This is a genomic window from Micromonospora sp. WMMD1155 (assembly GCF_029581275.1).
Taxonomy (GTDB): Bacteria; Actinomycetota; Actinomycetes; order Mycobacteriales; family Micromonosporaceae; genus Micromonospora.
The window spans coordinates 4,531,138-4,556,002 of sequence record NZ_CP120742.1; the positions used below are offsets into that span (position 1 = coordinate 4,531,138).

At 74.0% G+C, this 24,865-nt stretch carries 18 protein-coding genes; 10 read left to right on the forward strand and 8 right to left on the reverse strand.

The features are described 5' to 3' along the window. Positions 1 to 22: 22 nt before the first annotated feature. Genes crtI through O7617_RS20980 form a run of 5 tightly spaced genes read right to left on the reverse strand, consistent with a single transcriptional unit; the run spans position 23 to position 4,984 of the window. On the reverse strand, positions 23 to 1,510 hold the full coding sequence (gene crtI, locus O7617_RS20960) for a phytoene desaturase family protein (RefSeq protein ID WP_282257545.1): 1,488 nt from the start codon (positions 1,508 to 1,510) through the stop codon (positions 23 to 25). A 12-nt stretch (positions 1,511 to 1,522) separates the two neighbouring features. Then, on the reverse strand, positions 1,523 to 2,650 hold the full coding sequence (locus O7617_RS20965) for a glycosyltransferase family 2 protein (protein ID WP_282257546.1): 1,128 nt from the start codon (positions 2,648 to 2,650) through the stop codon (positions 1,523 to 1,525). After that, positions 2,647 to 3,702 (reverse strand): carotenoid biosynthesis protein, encoded by a 1,056-nt coding sequence (locus O7617_RS20970; protein WP_282257547.1) that lies wholly within the window; start codon positions 3,700 to 3,702, stop codon positions 2,647 to 2,649. Before O7617_RS20970 ends, O7617_RS20965 begins: the two co-directional genes overlap by 4 nt. Then, positions 3,699 to 4,250, reverse strand: coding sequence for a GNAT family N-acetyltransferase (locus O7617_RS20975; protein WP_282257548.1), 552 nt, complete (start codon positions 4,248 to 4,250; stop codon positions 3,699 to 3,701). The genes O7617_RS20970 and O7617_RS20975 overlap by 4 nt, the downstream gene beginning before the upstream one ends. Further along, the gene (locus O7617_RS20980) at positions 4,247 to 4,984 is read right to left on the reverse strand and encodes a monooxygenase (RefSeq protein WP_282257549.1); all 738 of its coding nucleotides are present in this window, start codon (positions 4,982 to 4,984) and stop codon (positions 4,247 to 4,249) included. Before O7617_RS20980 ends, O7617_RS20975 begins: the two co-directional genes overlap by 4 nt. 520 nt (positions 4,985 to 5,504) lie before the next feature. Here O7617_RS20980 and O7617_RS20985 point away from each other — a divergent pair. The 9 genes from O7617_RS20985 to O7617_RS21025 all read left to right on the forward strand — a co-directional run bounded on the left by O7617_RS20985 (position 5,505) and on the right by O7617_RS21025 (position 16,244). Next, positions 5,505 to 5,954, forward strand: a complete 450-nt coding sequence (locus O7617_RS20985) for an SAV_6107 family HEPN domain-containing protein (RefSeq protein WP_282257550.1) — start codon at positions 5,505 to 5,507, stop codon at positions 5,952 to 5,954. Positions 5,955 to 6,056: 102 nt separating this feature from the next. Beyond that, a complete protein-coding gene (locus O7617_RS20990; protein WP_282257551.1) occupies positions 6,057 to 6,782 on the forward strand; it encodes a hypothetical protein in 726 nt (241 codons plus the stop codon). A gap of 47 nt (positions 6,783 to 6,829) precedes the next feature. Next, positions 6,830 to 8,590, forward strand: coding sequence for a DNA polymerase Y family protein (locus tag O7617_RS20995; protein WP_348774198.1), 1,761 nt, complete (start codon positions 6,830 to 6,832; stop codon positions 8,588 to 8,590). Between the two features lie 135 nt (positions 8,591 to 8,725). Beyond that, a complete protein-coding gene (locus O7617_RS21000; RefSeq protein WP_282257554.1) occupies positions 8,726 to 12,133 on the forward strand; it encodes an error-prone DNA polymerase in 3,408 nt (1,135 codons plus the stop codon). Between the two features lie 96 nt (positions 12,134 to 12,229). Beyond that, a complete protein-coding gene (locus O7617_RS21005; RefSeq protein WP_282264940.1) occupies positions 12,230 to 12,403 on the forward strand; it encodes a hypothetical protein in 174 nt (57 codons plus the stop codon). 64 nt (positions 12,404 to 12,467) lie between these two features. Next, a complete protein-coding gene (locus tag O7617_RS21010; protein WP_282257555.1) occupies positions 12,468 to 13,244 on the forward strand; it encodes a methyltransferase domain-containing protein in 777 nt (258 codons plus the stop codon). Then, positions 13,241 to 14,407, forward strand: coding sequence for a nucleotide pyrophosphatase/phosphodiesterase family protein (locus O7617_RS21015; RefSeq protein WP_282257556.1), 1,167 nt, complete (start codon positions 13,241 to 13,243; stop codon positions 14,405 to 14,407). The genes O7617_RS21010 and O7617_RS21015 overlap by 4 nt, the downstream gene beginning before the upstream one ends. Before the next feature lie 62 nt (positions 14,408 to 14,469). Next, positions 14,470 to 15,729: a DNA polymerase IV gene (locus O7617_RS21020; protein WP_282257557.1), complete on the forward strand. Its 1,260-nt coding sequence runs from the start codon at positions 14,470 to 14,472 to the stop codon at positions 15,727 to 15,729. Between the two features lie 116 nt (positions 15,730 to 15,845). Further along, the gene (locus O7617_RS21025; protein WP_030334542.1) at positions 15,846 to 16,244 is read left to right on the forward strand and encodes a DUF3040 domain-containing protein; all 399 of its coding nucleotides are present in this window, start codon (positions 15,846 to 15,848) and stop codon (positions 16,242 to 16,244) included. 465 nt (positions 16,245 to 16,709) lie between these two features. On the opposite strand, the gene O7617_RS21030 is transcribed toward O7617_RS21025, so the two are convergent. From O7617_RS21030 to O7617_RS21040, 3 genes are read right to left on the reverse strand one after another with little or no spacing between them, the layout of a single operon-like run. Beyond that, positions 16,710 to 19,178: a DUF3488 and transglutaminase-like domain-containing protein gene (locus tag O7617_RS21030; RefSeq protein WP_282257561.1), complete on the reverse strand. Its 2,469-nt coding sequence runs from the start codon at positions 19,176 to 19,178 to the stop codon at positions 16,710 to 16,712. A gap of 16 nt (positions 19,179 to 19,194) precedes the next feature. Beyond that, positions 19,195 to 20,493 (reverse strand): DUF58 domain-containing protein, encoded by a 1,299-nt coding sequence (locus tag O7617_RS21035; RefSeq protein WP_282257563.1) that lies wholly within the window; start codon positions 20,491 to 20,493, stop codon positions 19,195 to 19,197. Position 20,494: 1 nt separating this feature from the next. Next, complete coding sequence (locus O7617_RS21040; protein WP_088988401.1) at positions 20,495 to 21,547, reverse strand: MoxR family ATPase; 1,053 nt, start codon at positions 21,545 to 21,547, stop codon at positions 20,495 to 20,497. Positions 21,548 to 21,951: 404 nt separating this feature from the next. Between O7617_RS21040 and leuS the strand changes: the two genes are divergently transcribed. Then, positions 21,952 to 24,792 carry a leucine--tRNA ligase gene (leuS, locus tag O7617_RS21045; RefSeq protein ID WP_282257573.1) on the forward strand — a complete coding sequence of 947 codons (2,841 nt, stop codon included), beginning with the start codon at positions 21,952 to 21,954 and terminating at the stop codon, positions 24,790 to 24,792. Positions 24,793 to 24,865: the final 73 nt, after the last annotated feature.

The following is a 24,865-nucleotide window of genomic DNA, read 5'->3' on the forward strand; positions in this document are numbered from 1 at the left end:
CCCGACCGCCGGCTGAGCAGCGCTACCAGGCGGGGCCGATCTCGTCGGCGACGATCTGCGCGGACAGGGTCACCATCGGCAGCCCGCCGCCCGGGTGGGTGGAGCCACCCACCAGCCACAACCCGTTCGCCGGGCCCCGGTTGGCGGGGCGGAGCAACCCACCGGCGGTGCCGTAGATCGAGCCACCCGGCGCGCCGGTCGCCACGTCCAGGTCGGCCGGGGTACGGACCTCGCGGAACAGCACCCGGTCGCGGACGTCCACGCCGCGCCGCGCCAGCACCTCCAGGACCCGATCGGCGTACGCGTCGGCCAGCCCCGGGCGTCGCCAGTCGACAGCGCCCGCCGCGGTGCCCTGTCGAGGGGCGTTGACCAGCACGAACCATGCCTCGTGCCCGGCCGGGCGGACCATCGGGTCGTCGGCCACGGTGACGAACACCGTCGGGTCGGCCGCCGGCCGGGCTCGTACGCCGCTCCCCGGGTCGCCGAAGACCGCGTCGAACTCGGCGTCGTAGTCGTCGGGGAAGAAGACGTTGTGGTGGGCCAGCCCGGTGCTGCCGGAGACGCCGAGCAGCAGCACGAAACCGGCGAGGCTGCGGTCGGTCAGCGCGGCCAGCCGACCCGGGTGCGGCAGCAGGTCACGGTAGACGGTGAGGGCGTCCACGTTGGCCACCACCACGTCGGCGGGCACCGGCGCGCCGACACCGGCGAGGCGTACCCCGTGCACCCGGCCGCCGGTGGCGTCGATCCGGGTGACGGTGGCGTCGGTCTGCACGACCACGCCCAGGTCCAGACAGCGGGTGAGCAGCGCGTCGGCGAGGGTGCCCAACCCGCCGCGCAGGTACCAGCCACCGAAGGTCAGCTCGGCGTACGGGACGGCGACCAACGCCGCCGGCGCCCGGCGTGGGTCGGCCCCGGTGTAGGTGGCGTAGCGGTCCAGCAGCATCCGCAGCCGAGGGTCGGACAGGTGTCGGCGGCCCAGGCCGCGCAGGGTGCGGCCCGGGGCGATGGCGGCCAGGTCACCGACCCGCCAGGCCAGCGAGGCGAGGTCGCGGGGGGAGTCGACGGCACGGCGCAGGATGTCCCGCGAGGAGGCGTTCCACACCCGCGCGGCCCGACGCCACAGCCGCTGCCAGTCGGCCGCCGCCCGGTCACCGAAGGCGGCGCCGATCCTCGTGGCGAACTCCACCGGGTCGGCGCACGAGTCCAGGGGCGGGCCGCCGCCGGGGAAGACGTGCCGGACGATCGGGTCCAGCGGGACCAGGTCCAGGTATTCGTCGAGCTTGGCCCCGGTCGCCTCGAACAGGTCGTGGAACACCTCGGGCAGGGTGAGCAGGCTCGGCCCGGTGTCGAAGTGGAACGAGCCGGCCGGGGTGTCGTGCGCGTACCGGCCGAGTTTGCCGCCGACCGTGTCGGCCCGTTCGAAGACGGTCACCTGGTGCCCGGTGGCGGCCAGCCGGGCGGCGGTGGCGAGGCCACCCACCCCGGCGCCGACGACCACGATCCGCGCCATGCCGCGCCCTCCCTAGCTGACCGGGCGGCCCCGCCAGGTCAGGCGACGTCGCTTTCGCAGATGGTACGACCGCAGCGTCAACCAGCCGAGGACCACGACCGACACGGGGTGTGCGAGCGCGTCGGGCCACCACCGCCCCCCGGTCGCCCGGGCGGTGAGCACCCGCCCGGCCACCCCGAGCAGGTAGCCGGCCAGGCCCACGGCGGCCACCACCGGCGCGCCGGCCGCCACACCCACCAGCGCGATCAGCGGCGGGGCGGTGTAGAGCAGCAGCAGCGCCGCCACCACGGCCGCCGCCGCGCCCGGGTGCCCGAACGACGCCCAGAGCGACTTCGAGTACCCGTCGCGCAACTGCGGCCAGTCGTCGTACATCCGGCAGCCGGCCAGCCGGGAGCCGTCGGCCAGGGCGATCCGCCCACCGGCCCGCTTGACCGCCCGGGCCAGCTCGACGTCCTCCAGGATCTTGTCGGCGACCGCGGCGTGCCCGCCGGCGGCGGTGTAGCCGGCCCGGTCCACCACCAGGAACTGGCCGCCCGCCGCGGCCAGCGACGGCCGCGACGAGCGCTCCATCGCCCGCAGCGGCAGGAAGGTCAGCCAGAGCCACTGCAGCAGCGGCTGCACCAGCCGGTCGGCCGCGGTCGCCACCACGATCCGGGGGTACGGCGACAGCAGCGTCGCGCGGGCGGCGCGCAGCTCGGTGACGGCGGCGGCCACGGCGTGCGGGGCGAGCACCACGTCGGCGTCCACGAAGACCAGCGCGGTGGCTTCGGGGTCGGCCCGGGTGGCCAGCTGCCAGCAGGCGTGCGGCTTGCCCAGCCAGCCCGGTGGCGGGGCGACCCCGGTGAGCAGCGTGACCCGGGGGTCGTCGCCGGCCACCGCGCGGACCACGTCGGCGGTGCCGTCGGTGGACCCGTCGTCGAGGACCACGACACGCAGCCCGGGTACGCCGCGCTGGGCGAGCAGGGAGCGCAGGCAGGGGGTGACCCGGGCGGCCTCGTCGCGCAGCGGCAGCAGCACGGTCACCGACTCGTCGACGGCGGTGGGCCGGTCGGAGGGCCGGCGCAGCCAGCGGGCGGCGTTGAGCCAGGTGTGCCCGGTCAACGCGGCGACCGCGACGAGCAGGGCGAGCAGGACGGTCATCGGGTCGCGTCGACGCCGGGCCGGTGCGGCTGCTGGTCCTCCTGGGGGGTCTCCCGAGCCCGGCGGGCGCGCAGCAGTGTCACCGCCAGCGGTATCGCGGTCACCGACATGCCGGCGGCGCCCCAGAGGGCCGAGGCGGGCAGGTCGAGGAAGACGGCGTGGGCCAGGATGCTGGAGAAGTACGTCCACAGGTAGAGCGCGGCCATCGGGTGGTCCCGCCGGTCGGTGCGCTCGGCGGTCGGCCCGGCCAGCGGGCGGAGCGCGCTCATCATCAGCACCGCGAAGAGCAGCCAGCCCAGGTAGTTGCTGACCGGGATGCCGGGCAGACCGGGCAACGCCGGGGTGGCGTCGCGCCAGACCCAGTAGCCCTCGGCCACCATCTGCGGATCGAGGAAGAGGTCCCAGGCGGCCAGCCCGACGGTGGCCAGCGCGATCCGTCCCACCCATCGACCGACCGTCGACCCGCCACTGCCGGTTGCCGCCGTGCCGCCGCTTGCCGCCGTGTCGCCGCTTGCCGCCGTGTCGCCGCTTGCCGCCGTGTCGGCGGTTGCCGCCGTGTCGGCGGTTGCCGCCGTGTCGGCGGTTGCCGCCGTGTCGGCGGTTGCCGCCGTGTCGGCGGTTGTCGCCGTGTCGGCGGTTGTCGCCGTGTCGGCGGTTGTCGCCGTGTCGGCGGTTGTCGACGTGCCGCCGCCGGTGAGGCGGACCGCGGCCAGCCAGGCCGGCCAGGCCATCCAGGTCCAGGCCAGCGGAATGATCAGCGGCACCCCGGCCAGTTTGGGGCCCAGCTCGCCGGAGTAGTCGTAGCTGCCGAACGGCACACCGGTGGCCACCCCGATCGCCTCGATCGCGAACCCGCCGCCGGTGGCCACCGCGACCAGCGTCGCCGCGACCCGCGGGCCCCGGCTGAGCAGCGCGTGGCCGACCGAGAGCAGCCAACCGAGCACGACGGTGGCCACGGTGAGCCCGGCCCTGGTGGCGCCGGTGGTGAGCGGGTAGCAGATCTGGGCGAGCACCAGGACGGCGAGCAGCGCCCAGGAGATCCGCCGGGTCATGACGCCGGTGGTTCGAGGGGCAGATCCCGACCGAGGACGCCGAACGGCCGCTCGTCGCCGGGGAAGTGGAAGTTGCGCAGCACGTCGACGAAACCGAAGCGCCGGTACAACCGCCAGGCCCGTGAGGTCTGCTCGTCGGCCTCCGGGGTGGACAGCAGCGTGGTGTCACCCTCGGCCATGCCGAGCAACGCGCGCAGCTGCCCGGTGCCCAGACCGTGCCCCTGCGCCGGCGGCCGGACGTGCAGCTCGACCACCTCGAAGCAGTGGGTGAGCCAGCGTTGACGGGTCGGTGCGTCCAGCGCTCGGTACACCTGGTCGTGCCACCACTGGCCGGAGGCGCCCAGGTAGCCGTAGCCGAAGCCGGCGAGGTGACCCTCGCTGGTCAGGCTGGCGACCGCCCGGAAACCCGGACGGCGGACGTGGGTGGCGATGTAGCCGCGCCGGGCCTCCAGCAGGTCGGTGCGGTAACCCATCGCCTCGCCGTAGACGGCCACCACGTCGTCCAGCCGCCGGACGAGATCGTCCGGCGTCCAGCGCACCAACCTCATGCCCGTCCACCCTTCACCGTTGCCGGGCCGCCGTCGGCGACCCACCCGAGCACCGACGGGTCGCCGACCACGTCGCGTACCTCGAACCGGGCGAACAGTTCCTCGGCGTACCAACCCTCGGTGGGGGTTCGCATGATCGCCGCCCGGTGCTCCGGGTGACGGTACGCGAACGCCACCAGGTCCGTCGGGTCGCGCCACACGCTCACCGTGCCCTGCCAACCCAGCGGCGCCTCCCCGACCCCGAAGCGGGCCAGCAGCCCGGGCGCGTCGCGCAGGGCGGCGGCCACCGGGGGGATCGCCCGCCAGAAGGTGGCCGCCCGGCGGGCCCGCAGCCGGGCCCGGGTCAGCGCCAGCACCGGGCCGGTGACCCGGCCGCCCGGCGGGTCGCCGAACGGCCGCTGACCGGACCACTCGCCCCGGCTGGTCAGCGGGCGCAGGTCGACCCGGGCGGAGGCGCGGGCGATGCGGGCCCAGGCGCGTCCGACCGTCGAGTCGTCGAAGTCGGCGGCGGCTGCGGGGGAATCCCAGACGGTGAGCGCCGCCCACCGGGTCAGGTCGGCGTCGCCCGGCCCGAACCCGGTGCCGGTCCCGGTGCCCAGCAGTTTGCCGAACCGGGCGCCGGGGAGGGCGCGCAGCCGGCGGGGGTCCACCGCCATCCGGGTCAGCGCCCGGGGCAGCGCGCCGCGGGAGGTCCTCCACACGTGCAGCGTGACCAGCTCCGGTGCGGTGCTCACGCCACCTCGGCGGGGCTGCCGGCGGCGGGCGTGTCCGGCACCGTTCGTACGTTCGGGTGTGGCTGCATGGGGCCATTCTTCCCGGTTCGGTGGGTGCCGGCTCACTCTGGTTCGCTCGGCCGGCACGTCCAGCGCGTCACACGTTGCATTTTCGTCGGAGGGGAGGTGTACTGTCAGCAGCAGTTAGAACGAGTGTTCGATTGCCTCGAACGCTCGTTCCAACCAGCCGGAGCGCGGTGTTTCGCGGCGCCAGCCCCGGCGGTGCGGCTCCGCGGGCCGCACCTGGGTTTCCAGGCAGTCGCGAGCCTGGTCCCGACAGGCAGGATCGTCGCCCGCCGCCCACGACCCCCGGGCGGCGGGCGACGAACCCGCCGGTACGCCGGCCGGGTGTGGTGTGGGGAAGCGTCCACACCCGGCCGGCCACACCCGGTGCGTCTTCCTCCGCACCACCCGACCTCGGCGTCTCGCCGGCGGCACCAGCGCGCCGGGGCGACGCCCCGGCCATGTGGAGGAGACACCCATGCCGACCAACCCGGCTCAGGCACCGACGGTGCCGGCGCACGTGCTGCCGCACCGCACCCCCGCCCAACTCCTCACGTTGGCCCGACGTGGGCTGGTCGAGGCCGGCCAGACCCGACCTGACGGTCTGCGCTACGCGGCTGCCCACCTGGCGGCGCTGCGTGCGGCGGCCGCCCTGCTCGCCGCCCGTGCCCGACCCGCTCCGAGTCGACGCAACCGGATCACCAGCGTCTGGGTCCTCCTCTGCGCCGTCGCTCCGGAGCTCGACGAGTGGTCCCGCTTCTTCGCCGCCGGTGCCGGCAAGCGCGCCGCCGCCGAGGCCGGCATCCCCCGGGTGGTCAGCGCCCGGGAGGCAGACGATCTGCTGCGTGCCGCCGAACAGTTCGTCACGGTGGTGGAGACCGCGCTCGGCGTGGCCCACCAGCCGGCCCTGGACGGTCTCGCCGCCTGATCCCGCCGTGCCACCGACCGCCCCGCGGGGGGAGCCGGGCGGCCGGTGGCACGGCGTGCCGATCCTGATCTGATCCACAGCAACGACGGGGGAGTTGGTCCAATGGCGGGCCGCACGGTGGTCGGTTCCGCCGCACTGGCCGACCTGGTGCGTCCGGCGAGCACGCCGGGCCAGGTCGGCGGTCACCGGGTGCTGCCGGTGGTGCCCGAGCTGACCGGTCTGCTGCCCAATCGGGGTCTACGCCGGGGCAGCACCATCGCGGTCGCCGCCGGCCAGCCCCAACGCAGCGGTGGCACCTCGCTGATGCTGGCCCTGCTCGCCGAGGCGTCCCGGGCCGGTTCGTGGTGCGCCGTCGTCGGGGTGCCCACGTTCGGTGCGGGCGCGGCCGCCGAGCTGGGCATCGCCCTGGACCGGCTGGCCCTGGTGCCGAACCCCGGCCCCGAGTGGGCCACGGTGGTCGCCGCGCTGATCGACGGGGTGGACGTCGTGGTCACCGCCGTGCCGGCCACGGTCTCCGCCTCGGTCGCCACCCGGTTGGCCGCCCGGGCGCGGCAGCGCGGCAGTGTGCTCGTCCCGTACGGCCGGTGGGACGGTGCGGACGTGACGCTGCAGGTGGTCCGTGGCGTCTGGGAAGGGCTCGGGCCTGGCCGGGGGCGGTTGCGCCGCCGGGAGGTCACCGTCTCGGCGCGTGGGCGTGGGGCAGCCGCCCGGCCGAAGGAGATCAAGGTCTGGCTACCGGGTGACGGGCTGACCCGGGTGATCCCCCGTCCGAAACCGTCGACGGCGGGCCGCCCGACCGCGTCACTCGCCCTGGTCGGTCGGGAGTGACCGGATCGCCGGCACGGACTCTGCTGCTGTGGTGTCCGGACTGGCCGGTGCTCGCCGCCGAGATCGTCGACGGGGTGCCGGCGACCGGCCCGGTCGCCGTGCTGCACGCCAACCGGGTGGTCGCCTGCTCGGAGCGGGCCCGTGCCGAGGGGGTGCGCCGAGGGCTGCGCAGACGGGAGGCGCAGGGTCGGTGCCCGCAGCTCACCGTCGTGGACTACGACCCGGGTCGGGACACCCGGGCGTTCGAGCCGGTGGTCGCCGCGGTGGAGGAGTTGGTCGCCGGCGTCGAGGTGGTCCGTCCGGGTGCCTGTGCGGTGGCCGCCCGAGGGCCGAGCCGTTACCTCGGTGGCGAGGAGGCGGCCGCCGAGCGGATCATCGAGCACGTCGCCCAGTCGTGTCTGGTGGAGAGTCAGGTCGGCATCGCCGACGGGGTGTTCGCGGCCGGGTTGGCCGCGCGCGCCGGTCGGGTGGTGGCACCGGGTGGCACACCGGAGTTCCTGTCCGGGCTACCGGTCGAGGCGCTCGGCCGCTCGGCGCTGGCCGACCTGCTGCGTCGGCTCGGTGTGCGTACCCTCGGTGACTTCGCCGCGCTGCCGGCTGGTGACGTGCTGGCCCGGTTCGGGTTCGACGGTGCGCTGGCCCATCGGCTGGCCGCCGGGCGGGACCACCGCCCGCTCGCAGTCCGGCAACCGCCGGCCGACCTGACGGTGACCGCCGAGCACGACGAGCCGATCGACCGGGTCGACGTGGCGGCGTTCGTGGCCCGGGCGCTGGCCGAGCAGTTGCATGAGAGCCTGGCCGGGCACGGGCTGGCCTGCACCCGGCTCGGCATCGAGGCGGTCACCGAGCACGGGCAGGAGTTGCACCGGGTGTGGCGGCACGACGGTCTGCTCACCGCCGCGGCCATCGCCGACCGGGTGCGCTGGCAGCTCGACGGTTGGCTCTCCGGCAGCAGTGGCCGCACCGGCGCCCGGCCGGCCCGACCGACGGCCGGCATCATCCGGCTGCGACTGATCCCGGACGGGGTGATCGCCCAGGCCGGTCTGCAGGCAGGCCTGTGGGGGGAGACCGGTGAGGAGCGGGAGCGAGCACACCGGGCGTTGAGCCGTGTGCAGGGCATCCTCGGGCCGGAGGCGGTGGTCACCGCGGTGCTCGGTGGTGGGCGCTCCCCGGCCGACCAGGTGCGACTGGTGCCGTGGGGTGACGAACGCCTTCCGGCCCGCCCCGGCCCGCCACCGCTGCCCGGCGAACCGACCACTGCGGGCGCCAGCCGAGCTGGGGGCGCTGGCGGCGCTGCCGATGCCGGCCAGGCTGCGGGCGCCGGCCGAGCTGGGGGCGCTGGCGGCGCTGCCGATGCCGGCCAGGCTGCGGGCGCCGGCCGAGCTGGGGGCGCTGGCGGCGCTGCCGATGCCGGCCAGGCTGCGGGCGTCGGCCGGGCTGCGGGCATGGGGCGGGCGGCTGGTCGCGGTGAGGGCGGAGTGCCGCCGTGGCCCGGTCGGCTGCCGCGGCCCTCGCCGGCGGTGGTGCTGCCGAGCCCACTCGTGGCGACCGTGCACGACACCGCCGGCGAGGCGGTGGTGATCAGCGCGCGGCTGGCGGTGAGCGCCCCGCCCGCCCGACTGGTGGTCGGCACCGGTCGGCCGGCGGAGATCGTCGGCTGGGCCGGCCCGTGGCCGGTGGACGAGCGGTGGTGGGCTCCGGCCGAGGCGCGGCGGCGGGCCCGGTTCCAGGTCTGTCTCGCCGACGGCACTGCTCTGCTGCTCGCCGTCGAGGCCGGGCAGTGGCTGGTGGAGGCGATCTATGACTGAGCGATCCGCTCGGTGCCATCCAGATCTTGATCGACTCGACATCCTGCAAACCGGGGTATCCCGCCTCTTCGGACACCCCGGTTTCCATGACGTCGAGTGGATCAAGCCGGTTGTGGGCGGTATGGGGACGGTCTGATGAGCTTCCACAATCCGAAGATGCCCTGGTCGGAGCTGGAGCGGGTGCTCTCCGGGCGGGCCGACGGCAAGCGGGCCGACGGCAAGCGGGCCGGTGGTGGGTCGGGCGGCGGGTGGTCGCGCGAGGAGCGGCACCTGCACGTGGTGGACCCGCTCGCCGTGGACGCCGACGGTGGCGACTCCCCGGCCTGGAGTCGTCGCCGCGAGCAGTACCAACCGCCGGAGCTGACCCGTCCCGACGGGGTGGTGCCCTACGCGGAGCTGCACGCGCACACCAACTTCAGCTTCCTCGACGGCGCCAGCCACCCCGAGGAGTTGGCCGAGGAGGCGGCCCGCCTGGGGCTCACCGCGCTGGCCGTCACCGACCACGACGGTTTCTACGGTGTGGTCCGCTTCGCCGAGGCGGCCCGCACGCTGGGCCTGCCGACCATCTTCGGCGCGGAGCTGTCCCTCGGGCTGCCCGGACCGCAGAACGGCGAACCCGACCCGCACGGCGCGCACCTGCTGGTGCTCGCGCACGGCCACGAGGGGTACGCCCGGCTGGCCGCCACCATCGCCCGCGCCCAGTTGCGCGGCGGGGAGAAGGGCCGCCCGGTCTACGGGGAGTTGGAGGAGGTCGCCGCCGAGCTGAAGGATCACGTGCTGGTGCTGACCGGTTGCCGCAAGGGGCACGTGCCGGGTGCGCTGCTCACCGAGGGGGTGGACGCGGCGGCCCGCGAGTTGGACCGGCTGACCGCGCTCTTCGGCGTGGAGACGGTGGCGGTGGAGCTGACCGACCACGGCCACCCGGTCGACGCCGACCGCAACGACGCGCTCGCCGAGCTGGCCGCCGCGGCCGGGCTGCCGACGGTGGCCAGCAACAACGTGCACTACGCCAGCCCCGGCCGACGGCGACTGGCCACCACCGTCGCCGCCGTCCGGGCCCGGCGCAGCCTGGACGAGATCGACGGCTGGTTGCCCGCGGCGGCCACCGCCCACCTGCGCAGCGGTGCGGAGATGGCGGCCCGGTTCGCCGCGTACCCGGGTGCGGTGGCGCGAGCCGCCGAGTTCGGCGCCGAGTTGGCCTTCGACCTGCAACTGGTCGCGCCGCAGCTACCGGCGTACCCGGTGCCGCCGGGGCACACGGAGATGAGCTGGTTGCGGAAGCTGACCGCCGACGGGGCACGCGAGCGGTACGGCCCTCCGCAGGCGCACCCGACGGCGTACGCGCAGCTCGACCACGAGCTGAACATGATCGAGGAGTTGGGCTTCCCCGGTTACTTCCTGGTGGTCTACGACATCGTCACGTTCTGCCGCGAGCAGGACATCTACTGCCAGGGCCGGGGTTCGGCGGCCAACTCGGCGGTCTGCTACGCGTTGCGGATCACCAATGTGGACGCGGTCCGGCACCGGCTGCTCTTCGAGCGGTTCCTCGCCCCGGAACGGGACGGCCCACCCGACATCGACGTGGACATCGAGTCCGACCGTCGGGAGGAGGTCATCCAGCACGTCTACACCCGCTACGGCCGGGAGCACGCCGCCCAGGTCGCCAACGTCATCTCCTACCGGCCCCGCTCGGCGGTACGGGACGTGGCCAAGGCGTTCGGTTACTCGCCGGGGCAGCAGGACGCCTGGAGCAAGCAGATCGACAGGTGGGGTTCGGTCGCCACGGTCGACGTCGAGAACATCCCCGAGCAGGTGGTGGAGTACGCCAACGAGTTGCAGACGTTCCCCCGGCACCTGGGCATCCACTCCGGCGGCATGGTGATCTGCGACCGTCCGGTGATCGAGGTCTGCCCGGTGGAGTGGGGGCGGATGCCCGGGCGCAGCGTGCTCCAGTGGGACAAGGACGACTGCGCGGCGGTCGGCCTGGTCAAGTTCGACCTGCTCGGCCTGGGCATGCTCTCCGCGCTGCACTACGGCTACGACATGATCGGCGAGAGCCTCGACCTCGGTGACATGACGCTGGACGACCCGGAGGTCTACGACATGCTCTGCCGGGCCGACTCGGTGGGCGTGTTCCAGGTGGAGAGCCGCGCCCAGATGGCGACCCTGCCCCGGCTCAAGCCCCGCGAGTTCTACGACCTGGTGGTCGAGGTGGCGCTGATCCGGCCCGGCCCGATCCAGGGCGGTTCGGTGCACCCGTTCATCAGGCGCAAGAACGGCCAGGAGCCGGTGACCTTCGCGCATCCGCTGATGCGTAACGCGTTGGAGAAGACCCTGGGTGTGCCGCTGTTCCAGGAGCAGTTGATGCAGCTCGCCATCGACCTGGCCGGCTTCGACGCGGCCGAGGCCGACCAGTTGCGCCGGGCGATGGGCGCCAAACGGTCGGTCGAGCGGATGAGCCGGATCGCCGATCGGCTCTACGCCGGGATGGCCGAGCGGGGCATCACGGGTGAGCTGGCCGACGACGTCTACCGCAAGCTCACCGCGTTCGCCAGCTACGGCTTCCCGGAGAGCCACGCGATGAGCTTCGCCTACCTGGTGTACGCCAGCTCCTGGCTCAAGCGTTACCACCCGGCGGCGTTCCTGGCGGCGCTGCTCAACGCCCAGCCGATGGGGTTCTACTCTCCGCAGACCCTGGCCGACGACGCCCGCCGGCACGGGGTGGAGGTCCGTCGTCCGGACATCAACGCCAGCGCGGCGTCGGCGGTGCTGGAGTCCACCCCGGAGACCCGGTGGGGCAGCGGGCCGGGGGAGCCGCCGCACGCCTGGGGGCTGGGCGGTCCCGCCGTCCGGCTCGGCCTGTCCAGCGTACGGACCCTCGGCGCCGACATGGCCGAACGGATCGAGGCCGAGCGGACGGCCGGTGGGGCGTACCGGGACATGCCTGACCTGGCCCGGCGGGTCGGCCTGACCGCCGCGCAGTTGGAGGCGCTGGCCACCGCGGACGCCTTCGCCTGTTTCGGGCTGACCCGGCGGGAGGCGCTGTGGGCCGCCGGGGCGGCGGCCCAGGACCGGCCGGGCCGGCTGCCCGGCACGGTGACCGGCGCGGCGGCGCCCACGCTGCCCGGGATGGAGGCGGTGGACCGGCTGGTCGCCGACGTGTGGGCCACCGGGCTGTCGCCGGAGAGCCACCCGGCCCGGTTCATCCGGGGTCAGCTCGACGTGCTCGGCGCGGTGCCGATCGCCCGGCTCGGTCGGGTGGAGCCGGGGCAGCGGATCCGGGTCGGTGGCATCGTCACCCACCGGCAACGCCCGGCGACCGCGGGCGGCGTGACCTTCCTCAACCTGGAGGACGAGACGGGGATGCTCAACGTCACCTGCTCGCCGGGGTTGTGGCAGCGCTACCGGCGGGTGGCCCGGAGCAGCGCCGCGCTGGTGGTCCGGGGGCGGTTGCAGCGACACGAGGGGGTGACCAACCTGGTGGCCGATCGGCTGGACGCCATCGAGCCACCGGTCAGTCCCGCCTCCCGTGACTTCCGCTGATTAGTGATCCACATTACGGTTTCCTGCGGCGGTGGGCGGGAGACTCGTCCCCGAGCGGGCAGAGTGGCCCGTGATCCGTGAGGGGGAGTGACAGTGATGGGGAATCACGCGTACACCGGTGGAATCGCGAACGCCCGGCGGACCCGGCTGGGTGCGACCTGGGTGCCGTCGCACCTCGCCGACCCCCGCGAGTACGAGGTGACCAACGGCCCGGTGGCCAACGAGCGCCGGTCCCGGGCGGAGGACGAGGTCGAGGGCACCGAGTCCTGACCGACCGGCACCGCAGGCCGACCGGACGGGTGGCGGGTGCGCCCGCCACACGCCCGCACCGGGGATGGACCGGGTGACTAGGCTCGACCGGGTGGAGCAGACCCGAGGCCGGTTCGCCGGGCCGCCGCTGACCCCCCGTACCGCCGTGATCTGGTCGGTGCTCCGCGCCGAACTGGACCGGCGCGGCGACGCCGAGCTCACCGTGCTGGACGTGGGCGGCGGCACCGGTGGTTTCGCCGTCCCCCTGGCCCGCGCCGGGCACCGGGTCACCGTTGTCGACGCCAGCCCCGACGCGCTCGCCGCGCTCACCCGCCGGGCCGCCGAGGCCGGCGTGGCGGACCGGATCGCCGCCGTGCAGGGCGACGGCGACGCCCTCGCCGGGCTGGTCGAGCCGGCCGGCGTCGACCTGGTGCTCTGCCACGCCGTGCTGGAGGTGGTCGACGACCCGGCGTCCGTGGTGGCGGCGCTGGCCACCGCGCTGCGTCCCGGCGGCGCGGCCAGTGTGCTGGTGGCCGGTCGGGCCGCCGCCGTGCTGGGCCGCGCGATGAACGGTCACCTCGACGTCGCGGCCACGCTGGCCACCGACCCGGACGGCGCCGCCGGGCCGCGGGACACCCTGCGGCGACGCTACGACACCGCGAGCGCCTCCGCGCTGCTCGGCGCCGCCGGCCTCGTGGTCGAGGAGATCCACGGGGTACGCGTGCTGGCCGACCTGCTGCCGGCCGCGGTCGCCGACGGGCAGCCCGCCGCCCTGGTCGAGTTGGAACGCGCGTTGGCCGCCCAGCCGCCGTACCGGGACCTGGCCGCCCAACTGCACCTGTTCGCCCGCCGGCCGGCATGAGCGACGCACCAGCCGGGGCGCCGCTGGCGGTCCTCGGGCCGGATCACGGTGGCGGCCGTCTCGCCGACGTGCTGCCCAGTGCGCTCGCCGTGCTGGGCGTCCCCGGCTCGGCCGACCCGCTCGGGCTCGTCCCCGCCCTGGCGGGGGTACGCCGGGTGGCCGTGCTGCTGGTCGACGGGCTCGGGTGGTACCAGTTGCCGACCGCCGCGCCGTACGCGCCGACCCTCGCCGGGCTCGCGGCGACGGTGGCCCGGCCGCTCATCGCCGGTTTCCCGTCCACCACCCCGACCAGTCTGGTGTCGTTGGGCACCGGCGTCGCGCCCGGCGCGCACGGGGTGCTCGGCTTCACCGTGCGGGTGCCCGGCACCGACCGGGTGCTCACCCACACCGACTGGGCCGCCGACCCGCCGCCGCTGACCTGGCAGCCGGTCACCACCCAACTGGAGCGTGCCCGCGCCGCCGGTGTGGCGGTGACCGTGGTGAGTCGGCCGGAGTTCGGTGGCAGCGGGTTGACGGTGGCCGCCAACCGGGGTGGCGACTTCCGGGGCGCCGCCGGCGGTGCGGCGGTGGCCGCCGCCATGCTGGCCGCGCTGGCCACCGGCTCCGGGCCGACACTGGTCTCCGGCTACCACGCCGACCTGGACCGGTACGGCCACGTCTACGGCGTCGACTCGGAGCCCTGGCGGATCGCCGCCGCCGAGGTGGACACTCTGCTCGCCCGGCTGGTCGACGGGCTGCCGCCGGACGCGGCGCTGCTGGTGACCGCTGACCACGGTCAGCTCGACGTACCCGCCGAACACCGCTTCGACCTGGACACCGACCCACGGCTGCGCGCCGGGGTGCGGCTGGTGGCCGGTGAGGCCCGGGTCCGCTACCTGCACGTCGAGGCGGGCGCGACGGACGACGTGCTGGCCGCCTGGTCGGAGGTGCTGGGCGACGCCGCCCGGGTCCGCACCCGGGAGGAGGCGGTGGCCACCGGCTGGTTCGGTCCGGTGCCCGAGGAGCATCTGGCCCGGATCGGTGACGTCGTGGTGACCTGCAACGACACGTACGCGGTCATGGCCACCCGCACCGAGCGGCCGATGGCGTCGAAGCTCGTCGCGTACCACGGGTCGGACACCGCCGTCGAGCTGACCGTGCCGCTGCTGGTCGTCCGCGGCTGACCGGGGTGAGGTCCGGCCCACTGGTGGCTGGTGGTGTCGTACCCCCGGGTTAACCTGCCGGGATGGGCCGCAGCCAGTCGTTGCCCCGGGGCGACGATCCGCGCTTCGGGCCGGACGCCGACGACTCCGCCAGCCCGATCCTGCACGTCGACATGGACGCGTTCTTCGCCGCCGTCGAGGTGCGCCGCCGACCCGAGCTGCGCGGCCGGCCGGTGATCGTCGGCGGCGTCGGGCCCCGCGGGGTGGTCAGCTCCGCCAGCTACGAGGCCCGTCGGTTCGGGGTGCGCAGCGCGATGCCGACCAGTCAGGCCCGGGCCCGCTGCCCGCACGCGGTCTACCTGCCACCGGACTTCACCGCCTACAGCGCCGCGTCGCGGGCGGTCATGCAGATCTTCCGGGACGTCACCCCACTGGTCGAGCCGCTCTCCCTCGACGAGGCGTTCCTCGACGTGACCGGCGCCCGTCGGCTCTTCGGGTCCCCGGCCACCATCGCCCGTCTGATCCGCCGCCGGGTCGCCGAGGAGCAGGCGCTCACCTGCTCGGTGGGGGTGGCCCCGAGCAAGTTCGTGGCCAAGCTGGGCTCCACCCGGGCCAAACCGGACGGCCTTCTGGTCGTGCCGCCGGGGCAGGTGCTCGACTTCCTGCACCCGCTTCCGGTGGACGCGTTGTGGGGGGTGGGGGAGCGCGCCGCCGAGGCGCTGCGCCGGCTGGGTCTGGCCACCGTCGGCGACCTCGCCGAGGCGCCGGTGGGCATGCTCCGGCGCGCGGTCGGTGCCGCCTCGGCGGCGCACCTGCACGAGCTGGCCTGGGGACGGGACCCGCGTGCGGTCAGCCCGGAGCACGTCGACAAGTCGATCGGCGCCGAGGTGACCTTCGACGTCGACGTGTCCGATCCGTTGGAGATCCGCCGTGCGTTGCTCGCGCTCAGCGCCAAGGTCGGTGTCCGGTTGCGGGGTTCCGGGCAGGTCGGGCGCACCGTCGCGCTCAAGGTCCGGCTGGCCGACTTCCGCACCGTCAGTCGCTCCCGCACCCTCGACGTGCCCACCGACACCGCCCGGGAGATGTTCGACACGGTCTGGGCGCTCTACACCGCACTGGACCCGGGCGAGCGGATCCGACTGGTCGGTGTCCGGGTCGAAGGGCTCGCCCCGGCACAGGGTGCTCCCCGGCAACTCACCCTCGGCGCGCCTGAGCGTGGCTGGCGCGAAGCGGAAGCTGCCGCCGACGCCGCCGCTGCCCGTTTCGGGCGGTCCGTCATAGGTCCGGCCAGTCTGATGGGCGACCGTGAGACCCGTCGAAAGGAAAATCCACCCCACCCGTAGGTCGTCCCGCTTTCCGACGCGCGACCCCCCTCGTAGACTTGCGGCTAAGCAGCCGGTTGGCTGCCACGGTCTGTCGGCCCGAGTGGGCCCGACCAACGTGACCGGGGAGGAGTGCCGTGCCGCTCTCGGAGCACGAGCAGCGGCTGTTCGAGCAGATCGAGCGGTCGCTTGCCGAGGACCCCAAATTCGCCTCGGCCGTGCGCGCCAGCGATCCGCGCTTTCACGCGCGGCGTCGCCTGCTCGTCGCCGCCGGCGTCATCATCGCTGGCTTGGCTCTACTGGTCTATGGCGCGGTGATCAAGACTCCACCGCTGGCGGTGGCGGGCTTCGTCGTCATGTTGGCGTCGGCCGCGTTCGCGGTGCAGTCGCACCGACGGGCGCAGTCACCCGACCTGCACGTGGTGGGCGGCACGACGAGTCGTCGTCGCCCCCGCGGTGGCCGATCCGGTCGCCGGTCGTCGATCCTGGACCGCATGGAGGACAGGTGGCGGCAGCGCCCGGAGGGGCACAGGTGAGCCGACCCCGCCGCTGAGGCGGGCCGGACACCGCGACGAGGAGGTCGCCGGGTGCACTCCCGGCGACCCTTGTCGTGCCCGCCTGCCTGCGGGCCTCGTTGCCCGGAGTGCCCGCGGGCCTCGTTGCCCGGAGTGCCCGCGTGCCTCGTGCCCGGCCCGGCGTGCTCGGGGCCCGTCCCGGCCCGGCGTGCTCGGGGCCCGTCCCGGCCCGGCGTGCTCGGGGCCCGTCCCGGCCCGGCGTGCCCGGGGCCCGTCCCGGCGCGGCGTGCGTCGCGACCTGGCGTCTCGGGCGGTACCGCACGATGATCGACTCCAGGTCGGCGAGGTGGTGGCATTCCGTCCGCCGGACACCCCCACATCGCCGAAGTGGAGGCGATCAACGATCCGCGCGTCGGCCCGGGCATGCCGTCCAGACGGTGGGGCGGCGGCGGTGGGCCGCCGCCCCGAATCATCGACGGACGGTCGTCAGCGCGCCGCCCGGTCCGCCAACAGCCGACGGGGGTTCCAGCGCAGCAGCTGGTACCGGGCCCGCCCGGTCAACGCCACCATTCGGCTGGAGGTGTCCGCCAGGCCGGTCCTCCACCGCATCAGCACCGACGGCGGCAACACCGCGGCGAGCAGACGGGTCCGTCGGTCCGCCCGCGTGGCGAGCGCCCCACGGACCGTACGGAGTGCCGGCGACAGCGGCTCACCGGTCAGCGGATCCCGCGCGTACCGGGCCCGCTCCTCCGCCCTGCCGAGCAGTCGTGCCGACTCCACCGCCGCGGCGTCGTCGAGCGTGTCCCGGACGAGCCGGTCCGCTGTCGCCCTGGGCGTCTCGGTCAGATCGACCGGAACCCGGAAGTCCACCAGAGTGTCGAGCAGCTCCGCCCACGCGGCGTGTGCGTCGGCGCGGGCACGGTCGGCGTCCGCGGTGACCACCACCGCACGGCCACCCGGCTCGGTGCCGTCGTCCAGAACGGTGGCGGCCACGGTGGCGCTCGGCCTCCCGCCCCGCCGACGTCGCAGCGCGAGCCGGCGCAGCGCAGGCACCGCGAGGAGGGCCAGCAGGGCCAACAGGCCCGCCGCCCACCAGGGCCAGACCGGTGGCTGGTCCTCGGGGGTCGAACCGCCGGAGGAGAACCCCTCGTCGATCTCCCGGTCCGCGTTGTCCGGCCCCGTCGGCTCAGCCGACGCCTCGGGGCCGGTCGGAGTGTCAGTGACACCGGTGCCCGGCGTCGACGGCTCCGGCGCGTCGATGTCCGGTGCCCAGGCCGATCGGGTGGAGCCGGGCACCCCGTACGCCGGGGTGGCGTCGAAGGGCACCCAACCGACGCCGTCGAAGAAGACCTCGGTCCAGGCGTGCAGGTTGAGGTTGGTCAGGGTGAACGTGTCACCGTCCCGGTTGCTGCCGTTGGTGAACCCGAACGCCACCCGGGCCGGGATGCCTGCGGCGCGGACCAACCAGGCCATCGACGCCGCGTACTGCTGGCAGTAGCCGACCTTGTTGGTCAGGAAGTTGACGATGTCCTGCCCGCTGCTGCCGCTCTCGGTGCTGAGCCGGTACTTGAACCCGTTGTCCGCCGAGAAGTGCTGGTAGATCGCCAGCACCCGGTCGTAGTCGGTGCGCTTGCCCTGGATCAACCCCTTGACCAGCTCGTCCACCTCGGGCACCCGGTCGGGGGTGGCGGTCATCTGCCGGCGTACCGGGTGCTCCGCCGGAAGCGGCGGCGCGGCCCGCAACACCGCCGGGGTGTACGTCGAGCGGACGTAGTCGAAGGAGTACTTACGGCCCCGGGAGTTCTCCCGGTTGGAGAAGACGATCTGCTGGTTGGGGTCGTACAGCCAGTTGGAGCTGAGGTCCTCGGTGCGCACCGGCTCGGCGTACACCGGCATCAGCGCCATGCTCAGGCTCTTGGTGACCTCGACGGTCGCCCGGTAGGTGGTGCGCTGCACGCCCCGCCCGGCCCGGTCGGCCGGGTCCGGCAGGTCCCGGTTGGCCGGCCGGCCGCTCGGGCTACGCGCCAGGAAACCCACCGGACGCAGCTCGTCGGCGACGGCGTACCGCAGGTAGAACGGGTTCGCCTCGGTGGTGGTGACCTTGACCATGTCGAACACCTGCGACTGGTTGAGCTGGCCGGCGAGCGACGCGAACAGGTCGATCCGCCCCGACGTGCCGCCCGAGCCGGTGCCGTTCCCGGTGCCGTTTCCCGACCCCCGGCTGAGGCTGTCGAGCATCCCACCGGTCATGCCCGGCACCGCCAGGGGCAGGACCACCGCCACGGCAACCCCGATCACCGCGAGCCGGCGACCGGCGGACGCCAGCGGCGATGCCTCCCACACGTCGATGTCGCGGCCGTCACCGGTGAACCGTCGCCCGAACCGGCGTACGCGGTCGACGTTGTCGGTGACCAGCAGCCAGAGGTAACCGGCGGCGCCAACCACGAACGGCACCGGGGGGACGCTGTCGACGTAGACGGCCACCGGCACCGAGTAGATGGCGAGCATCGGCAGCCCCGCCAGCGCGGGCCGGCGCAGCCCGACGGCCAGGACGTCGACGAGGACGGCCACCCCGGCGACGCCGAGCACGGTGATGAACAGCAGCGGGTCGGTGTCGGGAACCTCGACGCCGTACGACCGCATGTCCTGTGCGGACCCGGCGACCAGCTCGCTGAAGTGCGCGAACGTGCTCGGCGTGGGCAGGACGGCGAACAGCTCCGCGCCGCTGGGGAACAACCAGGTCAGGGCGAGGACCAGGCCGGCGAGCATGCCCAGCACCTGACCCCACAGCGGGGCTCGGGCGAGCCTGGTCAACGCGGCCACCCCGGCCACCACCGCGACCGCGATGACGGACTCGATCAGCCACGTCCAACTCTCGAAGATGGCCGACAGCGGCGCGGCCGCCAGCAGAGTCGCCGCGGCCGCCACCGCACCGATGTTGCGACTGGCGCTCATGAGGGGAACCTTCCGTTCATCGCACGCCGCCGGCCACCGTCTCGGCCAGCGCGGCGCGCAGGGCGAAGCCCTGGGAGCCCCGACCGGCCTGCGGCCACAGCGCGGGCAGCCGGCTGCCGTGGTCGACTCCGACCACCCGCCAGCCGCTGCGCACCATGGCGAGGACGGCGGTGCCGTGCGCGTGCTCGGCCTCGGCCCGGGCCTTCTCCGGCAGGCTGAGCCAGGTCGAGCTGTTCAGCAGGAACCCCACACAGGTGGCACCGTTGCCGCGCAACCCGGCCAGCAGCTCGGCCTCGGTCACGCTCACCGTGCCGAACAGCCCGATGATCAGGCCGCCGTCGGAGCGTTGGCGGACCTGTTGCACGAGGTCGGTCACCTCGGCGCGTTGATCCAGCCGGACCTCCGCGAGATGGTCGAGCAGGGCCCCGTCACCGCCGGCCTCCGAGGCGTCCACGTCCACCCCGGAACCGGTGACCAGACGCAACTTGTAACCGGCCTGACGCAGGTGGACGGCGATGCTCGCGGCGGCGGAGACGGACCACTCGAAGCTGGCCGTCGGCCCCTCGCCCCGGTGGCCGTACGCCCGGGTGTCCAGGACGACGGTGGCCCGGCTCTCCCACGGCTGCTCCTCGCGACGCACCATCAGCTCGCCGGTGCGGGCGGTGGACTTCCAGTGCACCCGGCGCAGGTCGTCGCCGCGCCGGTACTCCCGGGTCGCCGCGTCGTCCTCGCCGTGCACCGCCACGGACCGGGCCCGGCTGTCGCCACTGCCCGCGTACTCCCCGGGGAGCCGCACCGACGGCAGCGGGGTGACCTGCGGGATGACCGTCAGGTGGTCGGTGCTGGGGAAGGACCGGGTGAGCTCGCACAGGCCGAACGGGTCGGTCATCCGGACCACCAGCGGGCCCACGTCGTAGCGACCCCGCACGTCGGCCCGCACCGTGTACGCCACGGAGGTGGCCTGGTGCGCGCCGAGCCGCTCCAAAACCACCCGGGGCCGGCTACCCAGCGCGTAGGGCAGCCGGTCCTCCAGGAGAAGGGTGCCGGTCGGCAGCCGGGAGAGGTTCTGCAGGCGCAGCACCACGCGGGAGTTGGCGCCGACGGGAACCCGGTGTGGATCCAGGGACCGGTTGCAGGCGAGCTTGTAGCGGCTGCGCCCGACGTAGGCCGCGGCCAGCAACGGGAGGATGGCCAACAGCACCGCCACCCGCAGCAGGTCCTTCTCGCCGAGGATGGCGGCCGAGATCGCCGCCGCGAGCGCGGCGGCGAGGAAGGAGCGCCCGCGGGTGGTCAGCCCGCGCAGCCCGGCACGCACGTCACGGCCTCCGCGGCTCGTAGGGCGCGCGGCCGTTACCGGTGGCGGGCCGAGTGTCGTACGGGTTGCGCTGCCGGTCGTGCGGCAGGGGAAGGCGGTGCACCAGCTCGGAGACGATCGCGTCGGTGGTGCGGCGGGCGAGCTGCGCGTCGGCCGTCGGAATGATCCGGTGCGCGAGCACCGGCACCGCCAGGGCCTGCAGGTCGTCCGGGAGGACGTAGTCGCGACCCTCCAGGGCGGCGACCGCTCGGGCGGTGCGCAGCAGTTGCAGGGTCGCCCGGGGGGAGGCGCCGAGCCGCAGGTCCGGGGCCTCGCGGGTGGCGGTGACCAGGTCGATGGCGTACTGCTTGACCGCGTCCGCGACGTGCACCTGCCGGACGGTCGAGATGAGCTGCCGGACGATGTTCGCGTCGGACACCGGGCGCAGCTCGTGCAGCGGGTCGGTCGCGCCGTGCCCGTCGAGCATGGCCAACTCGGCGTTGACGTCCGGGTAGCCCATCGCGATGCGGGCGGTGAAGCGGTCGCGCTGCGCCTCGGGGAGCGGGTACGTCCCCTCCATCTCGATCGGGTTCTGGGTGGCGATGACCATGAACGGGGTCTGCAGCTGGTAGGTCACGCCGTCGACGGTGACCTGCCGTTCCTCCATGCACTCCAGCAACGCCGACTGGGTCTTCGGTGAGGCCCGGTTGATCTCGTCACCGACCACCAGGTTGGCGAACACGGCACCGGGGCGGAACTCGAAGTCGTGCGTCTCCTGGTTGTAGACGCTGACGCCGGTCACGTCGCTGGGCAGCAGGTCGGGGGTGAACTGGATCCGCCGCACGGTGCAGTCGATGGACCGCGCGAGGGCCTTGGCCAGTTTGGTCTTGCCGACACCCGGGACGTCTTCGATCAGGAGGTGACCCTCGGCGAGCAGGACGGCCAGGGCGAGCCGCACGGTGGCGGTCTTACCCTCGATGACCTGCTCGATGTTGGCCACGATGGCCTCGCTGGCGGCGCGGAACTCGTCGTGCGGCAGTAGGCCGCCCACCTCGTCCCAGGTCTGTTGTGTCACGGGCCTCCTCCTCGTCGCCGTCACGGCAGCTCTGACTAGAGCACCTGGACCCGCCGTTGGGTTCGCGACGTCGAGCCTCGTTTGCCGCAGGAATCTCACTGGTCTCTCAGGCTAACCATGTTTGTCGTTATCGCCGACCCCCGCAGGTAGTCCGTCGGTTACGCCCCGGAATATTCGCCGGCCCGGGGCTCGGGTACGACCTCGGCCGGGGGCGGGCAGGCCGAGCCGTGGGCGAGGTACACTGCGGGACATGGCCGGAGTCTTCCTGCTTCTTACCGGGCCGTGCTGATGCGCTGAACGCAGCGACAGCACGGCGGCCCCTCCTGCGCGAGGGGCTTTTTTGTGCCCGCCGCCGGCCCGGCCCGGTGGTGCCGAGACGAAGCGAAGCGAAGCGAGGAGAGACGATGAGCGAGGCAGCCGCACCGGCGGACGACATCCCCCCGTTCCGGTACACCGCGGCCCTGGCCAACGAGATCGAGATCCGTTGGCAGGACACCTGGGCGCGCGAGGGCACCTTCCACGCGCCGAACCCGACCGGCCCGCTGGCCGATCCGACCCACCCGCGCGCCGGCGCGGAGAAGCTGTACGTGCTGGACATGTTCCCGTACCCGTCCGGTGCCGGCCTGCACGTCGGTCACCCGCTGGGCTACATCGGCACCGACTGCTACGCCCGTTACCAGCGGATGGCCGGCCACAACGTGCTGCACGCGATGGGCTTCGACGCGTTCGGCCTGCCCGCCGAGCAGTACGCGGTGCAGACCGGCACGCACCCCCGGACCACCACGGTGGCCAACATCGAGCGGTACAAGGCGCAGCTGCGTCGGCTGGGCCTGGCCCACGACGAGCGCCGTTCGGTGGCGACGATCGACACCGACTTCTACCGCTGGACCCAGTGGATCTTCCTGCAGGTCTTCAACTCCTGGTACGACCGCGACGCCGGCCGGGCCCGCCCGATCGCCGAGCTGATCGCCGAGTTCGAGGGCGGCAACCGACCCACCCCGGACGGCCGGGCCTGGGCCGAGCTGAGCGTCGCGGAGCGCCGCCAGGTCGTCGACGACCACCGCCTGGCGTACGTCTCGCAGGCCCCGGTGAACTGGTGCCCGGGCCTGGGCACCGTGCTGGCCAACGAGGAGGTCACCGCCGACGGCCGGTCCGAGCGGGGCAACTTCCCGGTCTTCAAGCGCAACCTGAAGCAGTGGATGATGCGGATCACCGCGTACGGTGACCGGCTGCTGGACGACCTGGACAGCCTGGACTGGCCCGAGCCGATCAAGCTGATGCAGCGCAACTGGATCGGCCGCTCCCAGGGCGCGCACATCGACTTCCCGACCGCCGCCGCGCCCGTGCGGGTGTTCACGACCCGCCCGGACACGATCTTCGGGGCCACCTACATGGTGCTGGCGCCCGAGCACGACCTGGTCGACACGCTGGCGCCGGCCACCTGGCCGGACGGGACGCGGGACGCCTGGACCGGCGGGCACACCACCCCCCGGGCGGCCGTCGAGGCGTACCGCAAGGCGGCGGCGGCCAAGACCGACGTCGAGCGACAGTCCGACACCAAGGAGAAGACCGGCGTCTTCATCGGCGCGTACGCCACCAACCCGGTCACCGGCGGGCAGATCCCGATCTTCATCGCGGACTACGTGCTGGCCGGCTACGGCACCGGCGCGATCATGGCGGTGCCGGCCCAGGACGAGCGGGACTGGGCGTTCGCCGAGGTCTTCGAGCTGCCCATCGTGCGTACCGTGCAGCCGGCGGAGGGCTTCGACGGCAAGGCGTACACCGGCGACGGCCCGGCGATCAACAGCGCCGCGCCCGACCGCGGCCTGGACCTGAACGGGCTGGGGGTCGCCGACGCCAAGGCGGCGATCATCAGCTGGCTGGAGGCGAACGGGCACGGCACCGGCGCGGTCACCTACCGGCTGCGGGACTGGCTGTTCTCCCGGCAGCGCTACTGGGGTGAGCCGTTCCCCATCGTCTACGACGAGACCGGCGCGGCCATCGCCCTGCCGGAGGAGATGCTGCCGGTCGAGCTGCCGGAGGTGGACGACTTCTCGCCGAAGACGTTCGCCGCCGACGACGCCGACAGCAACCCGGAGACCCCGCTGTCGCGGCGGCGCGACTGGGTCGAGGTCGAGCTGGACCTGGGTGACGGGCCGAAGCGCTACACCCGCGAGACCAACGTGATGCCGCAGTGGGCCGGTTCCTGCTGGTACGAGCTGCGCTACCTGGACCCGACGAACGGCGACCGGTTCGTCGACGCCGAGAACGAGCGCTACTGGATGGGCCCGCGCGGCGACGGTGACTGCGGCGGCACCGACCTGTACGTCGGTGGCGCCGAGCACGCCGTGCTGCACCTGCTGTACGCGCGCTTCTGGCACAAGGTGCTGTTCGACCTGGGCCACGTGTCGTCGTTCGAGCCGTTCCGCAAGCTGTTCAACCAGGGCATGATCCAGGCGTACGCCTACACCGACTCGCGCGGCAGCTACGTGCAGGCCGAGGACGTGGTCGAGCGCGACGGCGCGTACTACCTGGAAGACCTGGTGGTCAACCGCGAGTACGGCAAGATGGGCAAGTCGCTGAAGAACGTGGTGACCCCCGACGACATGTGCGCCGCGTACGGCGCGGACACCTTCCGGGTGTACGAGATGTCGATGGGCCCGCTGGAGGTGTCCCGCCCCTGGGAGACCCGCGCGGTGGTCGGGTCGTACCGGTTCCTGCAGCGGGTGTGGCGGGCCGTCGTCGACGAGCAGACCGGCGCGCTGCGGATCACCGACGACCCGGCCGACGAGGCGACCCGTCGGCTGCTGCACAAGGTGATCGACGGGGTCCGTGGCGACATGGACGGCATCCGGTTCAACACCGCGATCGCCAAGCTGATCCAGCTGACCAACGGGCTGACCGGCCTGTCGGCCACGCCCCGCGAGGTGGCCGAGCCGCTGGTGCTGATGGTGGCGCCGTTCGCCCCGCACCTGGCCGAGGAGCTGTGGCGCAAGCTGGGCCACGACACCTCGCTGACGTACGTGGACTTCCCGTCCGCCGACCCGGCGCTGCTGGTGGCCGACACGGTGACCTACCCGGTGCAGGTCAACGGCAAGGTCCGTGGCCGCGTCGAGGTCCCCGCCGACGCCTCCGAGGAGACCGTCCGTACAGCGGCCCTGGACGCGGTGGCCGCGACCCTGGCCGGCAAGGAGCCGCGCAAGGTCATCGTCGTCGCGGGCCGAATGGTCTCCGTGGTCGCCTGACGATCGCCGTCCCGTCCCCGCCCCCCGCCCCGCCCTCGTCCCCCCGCCCCCCGCCCTCGTCCCCCCGCCCCCC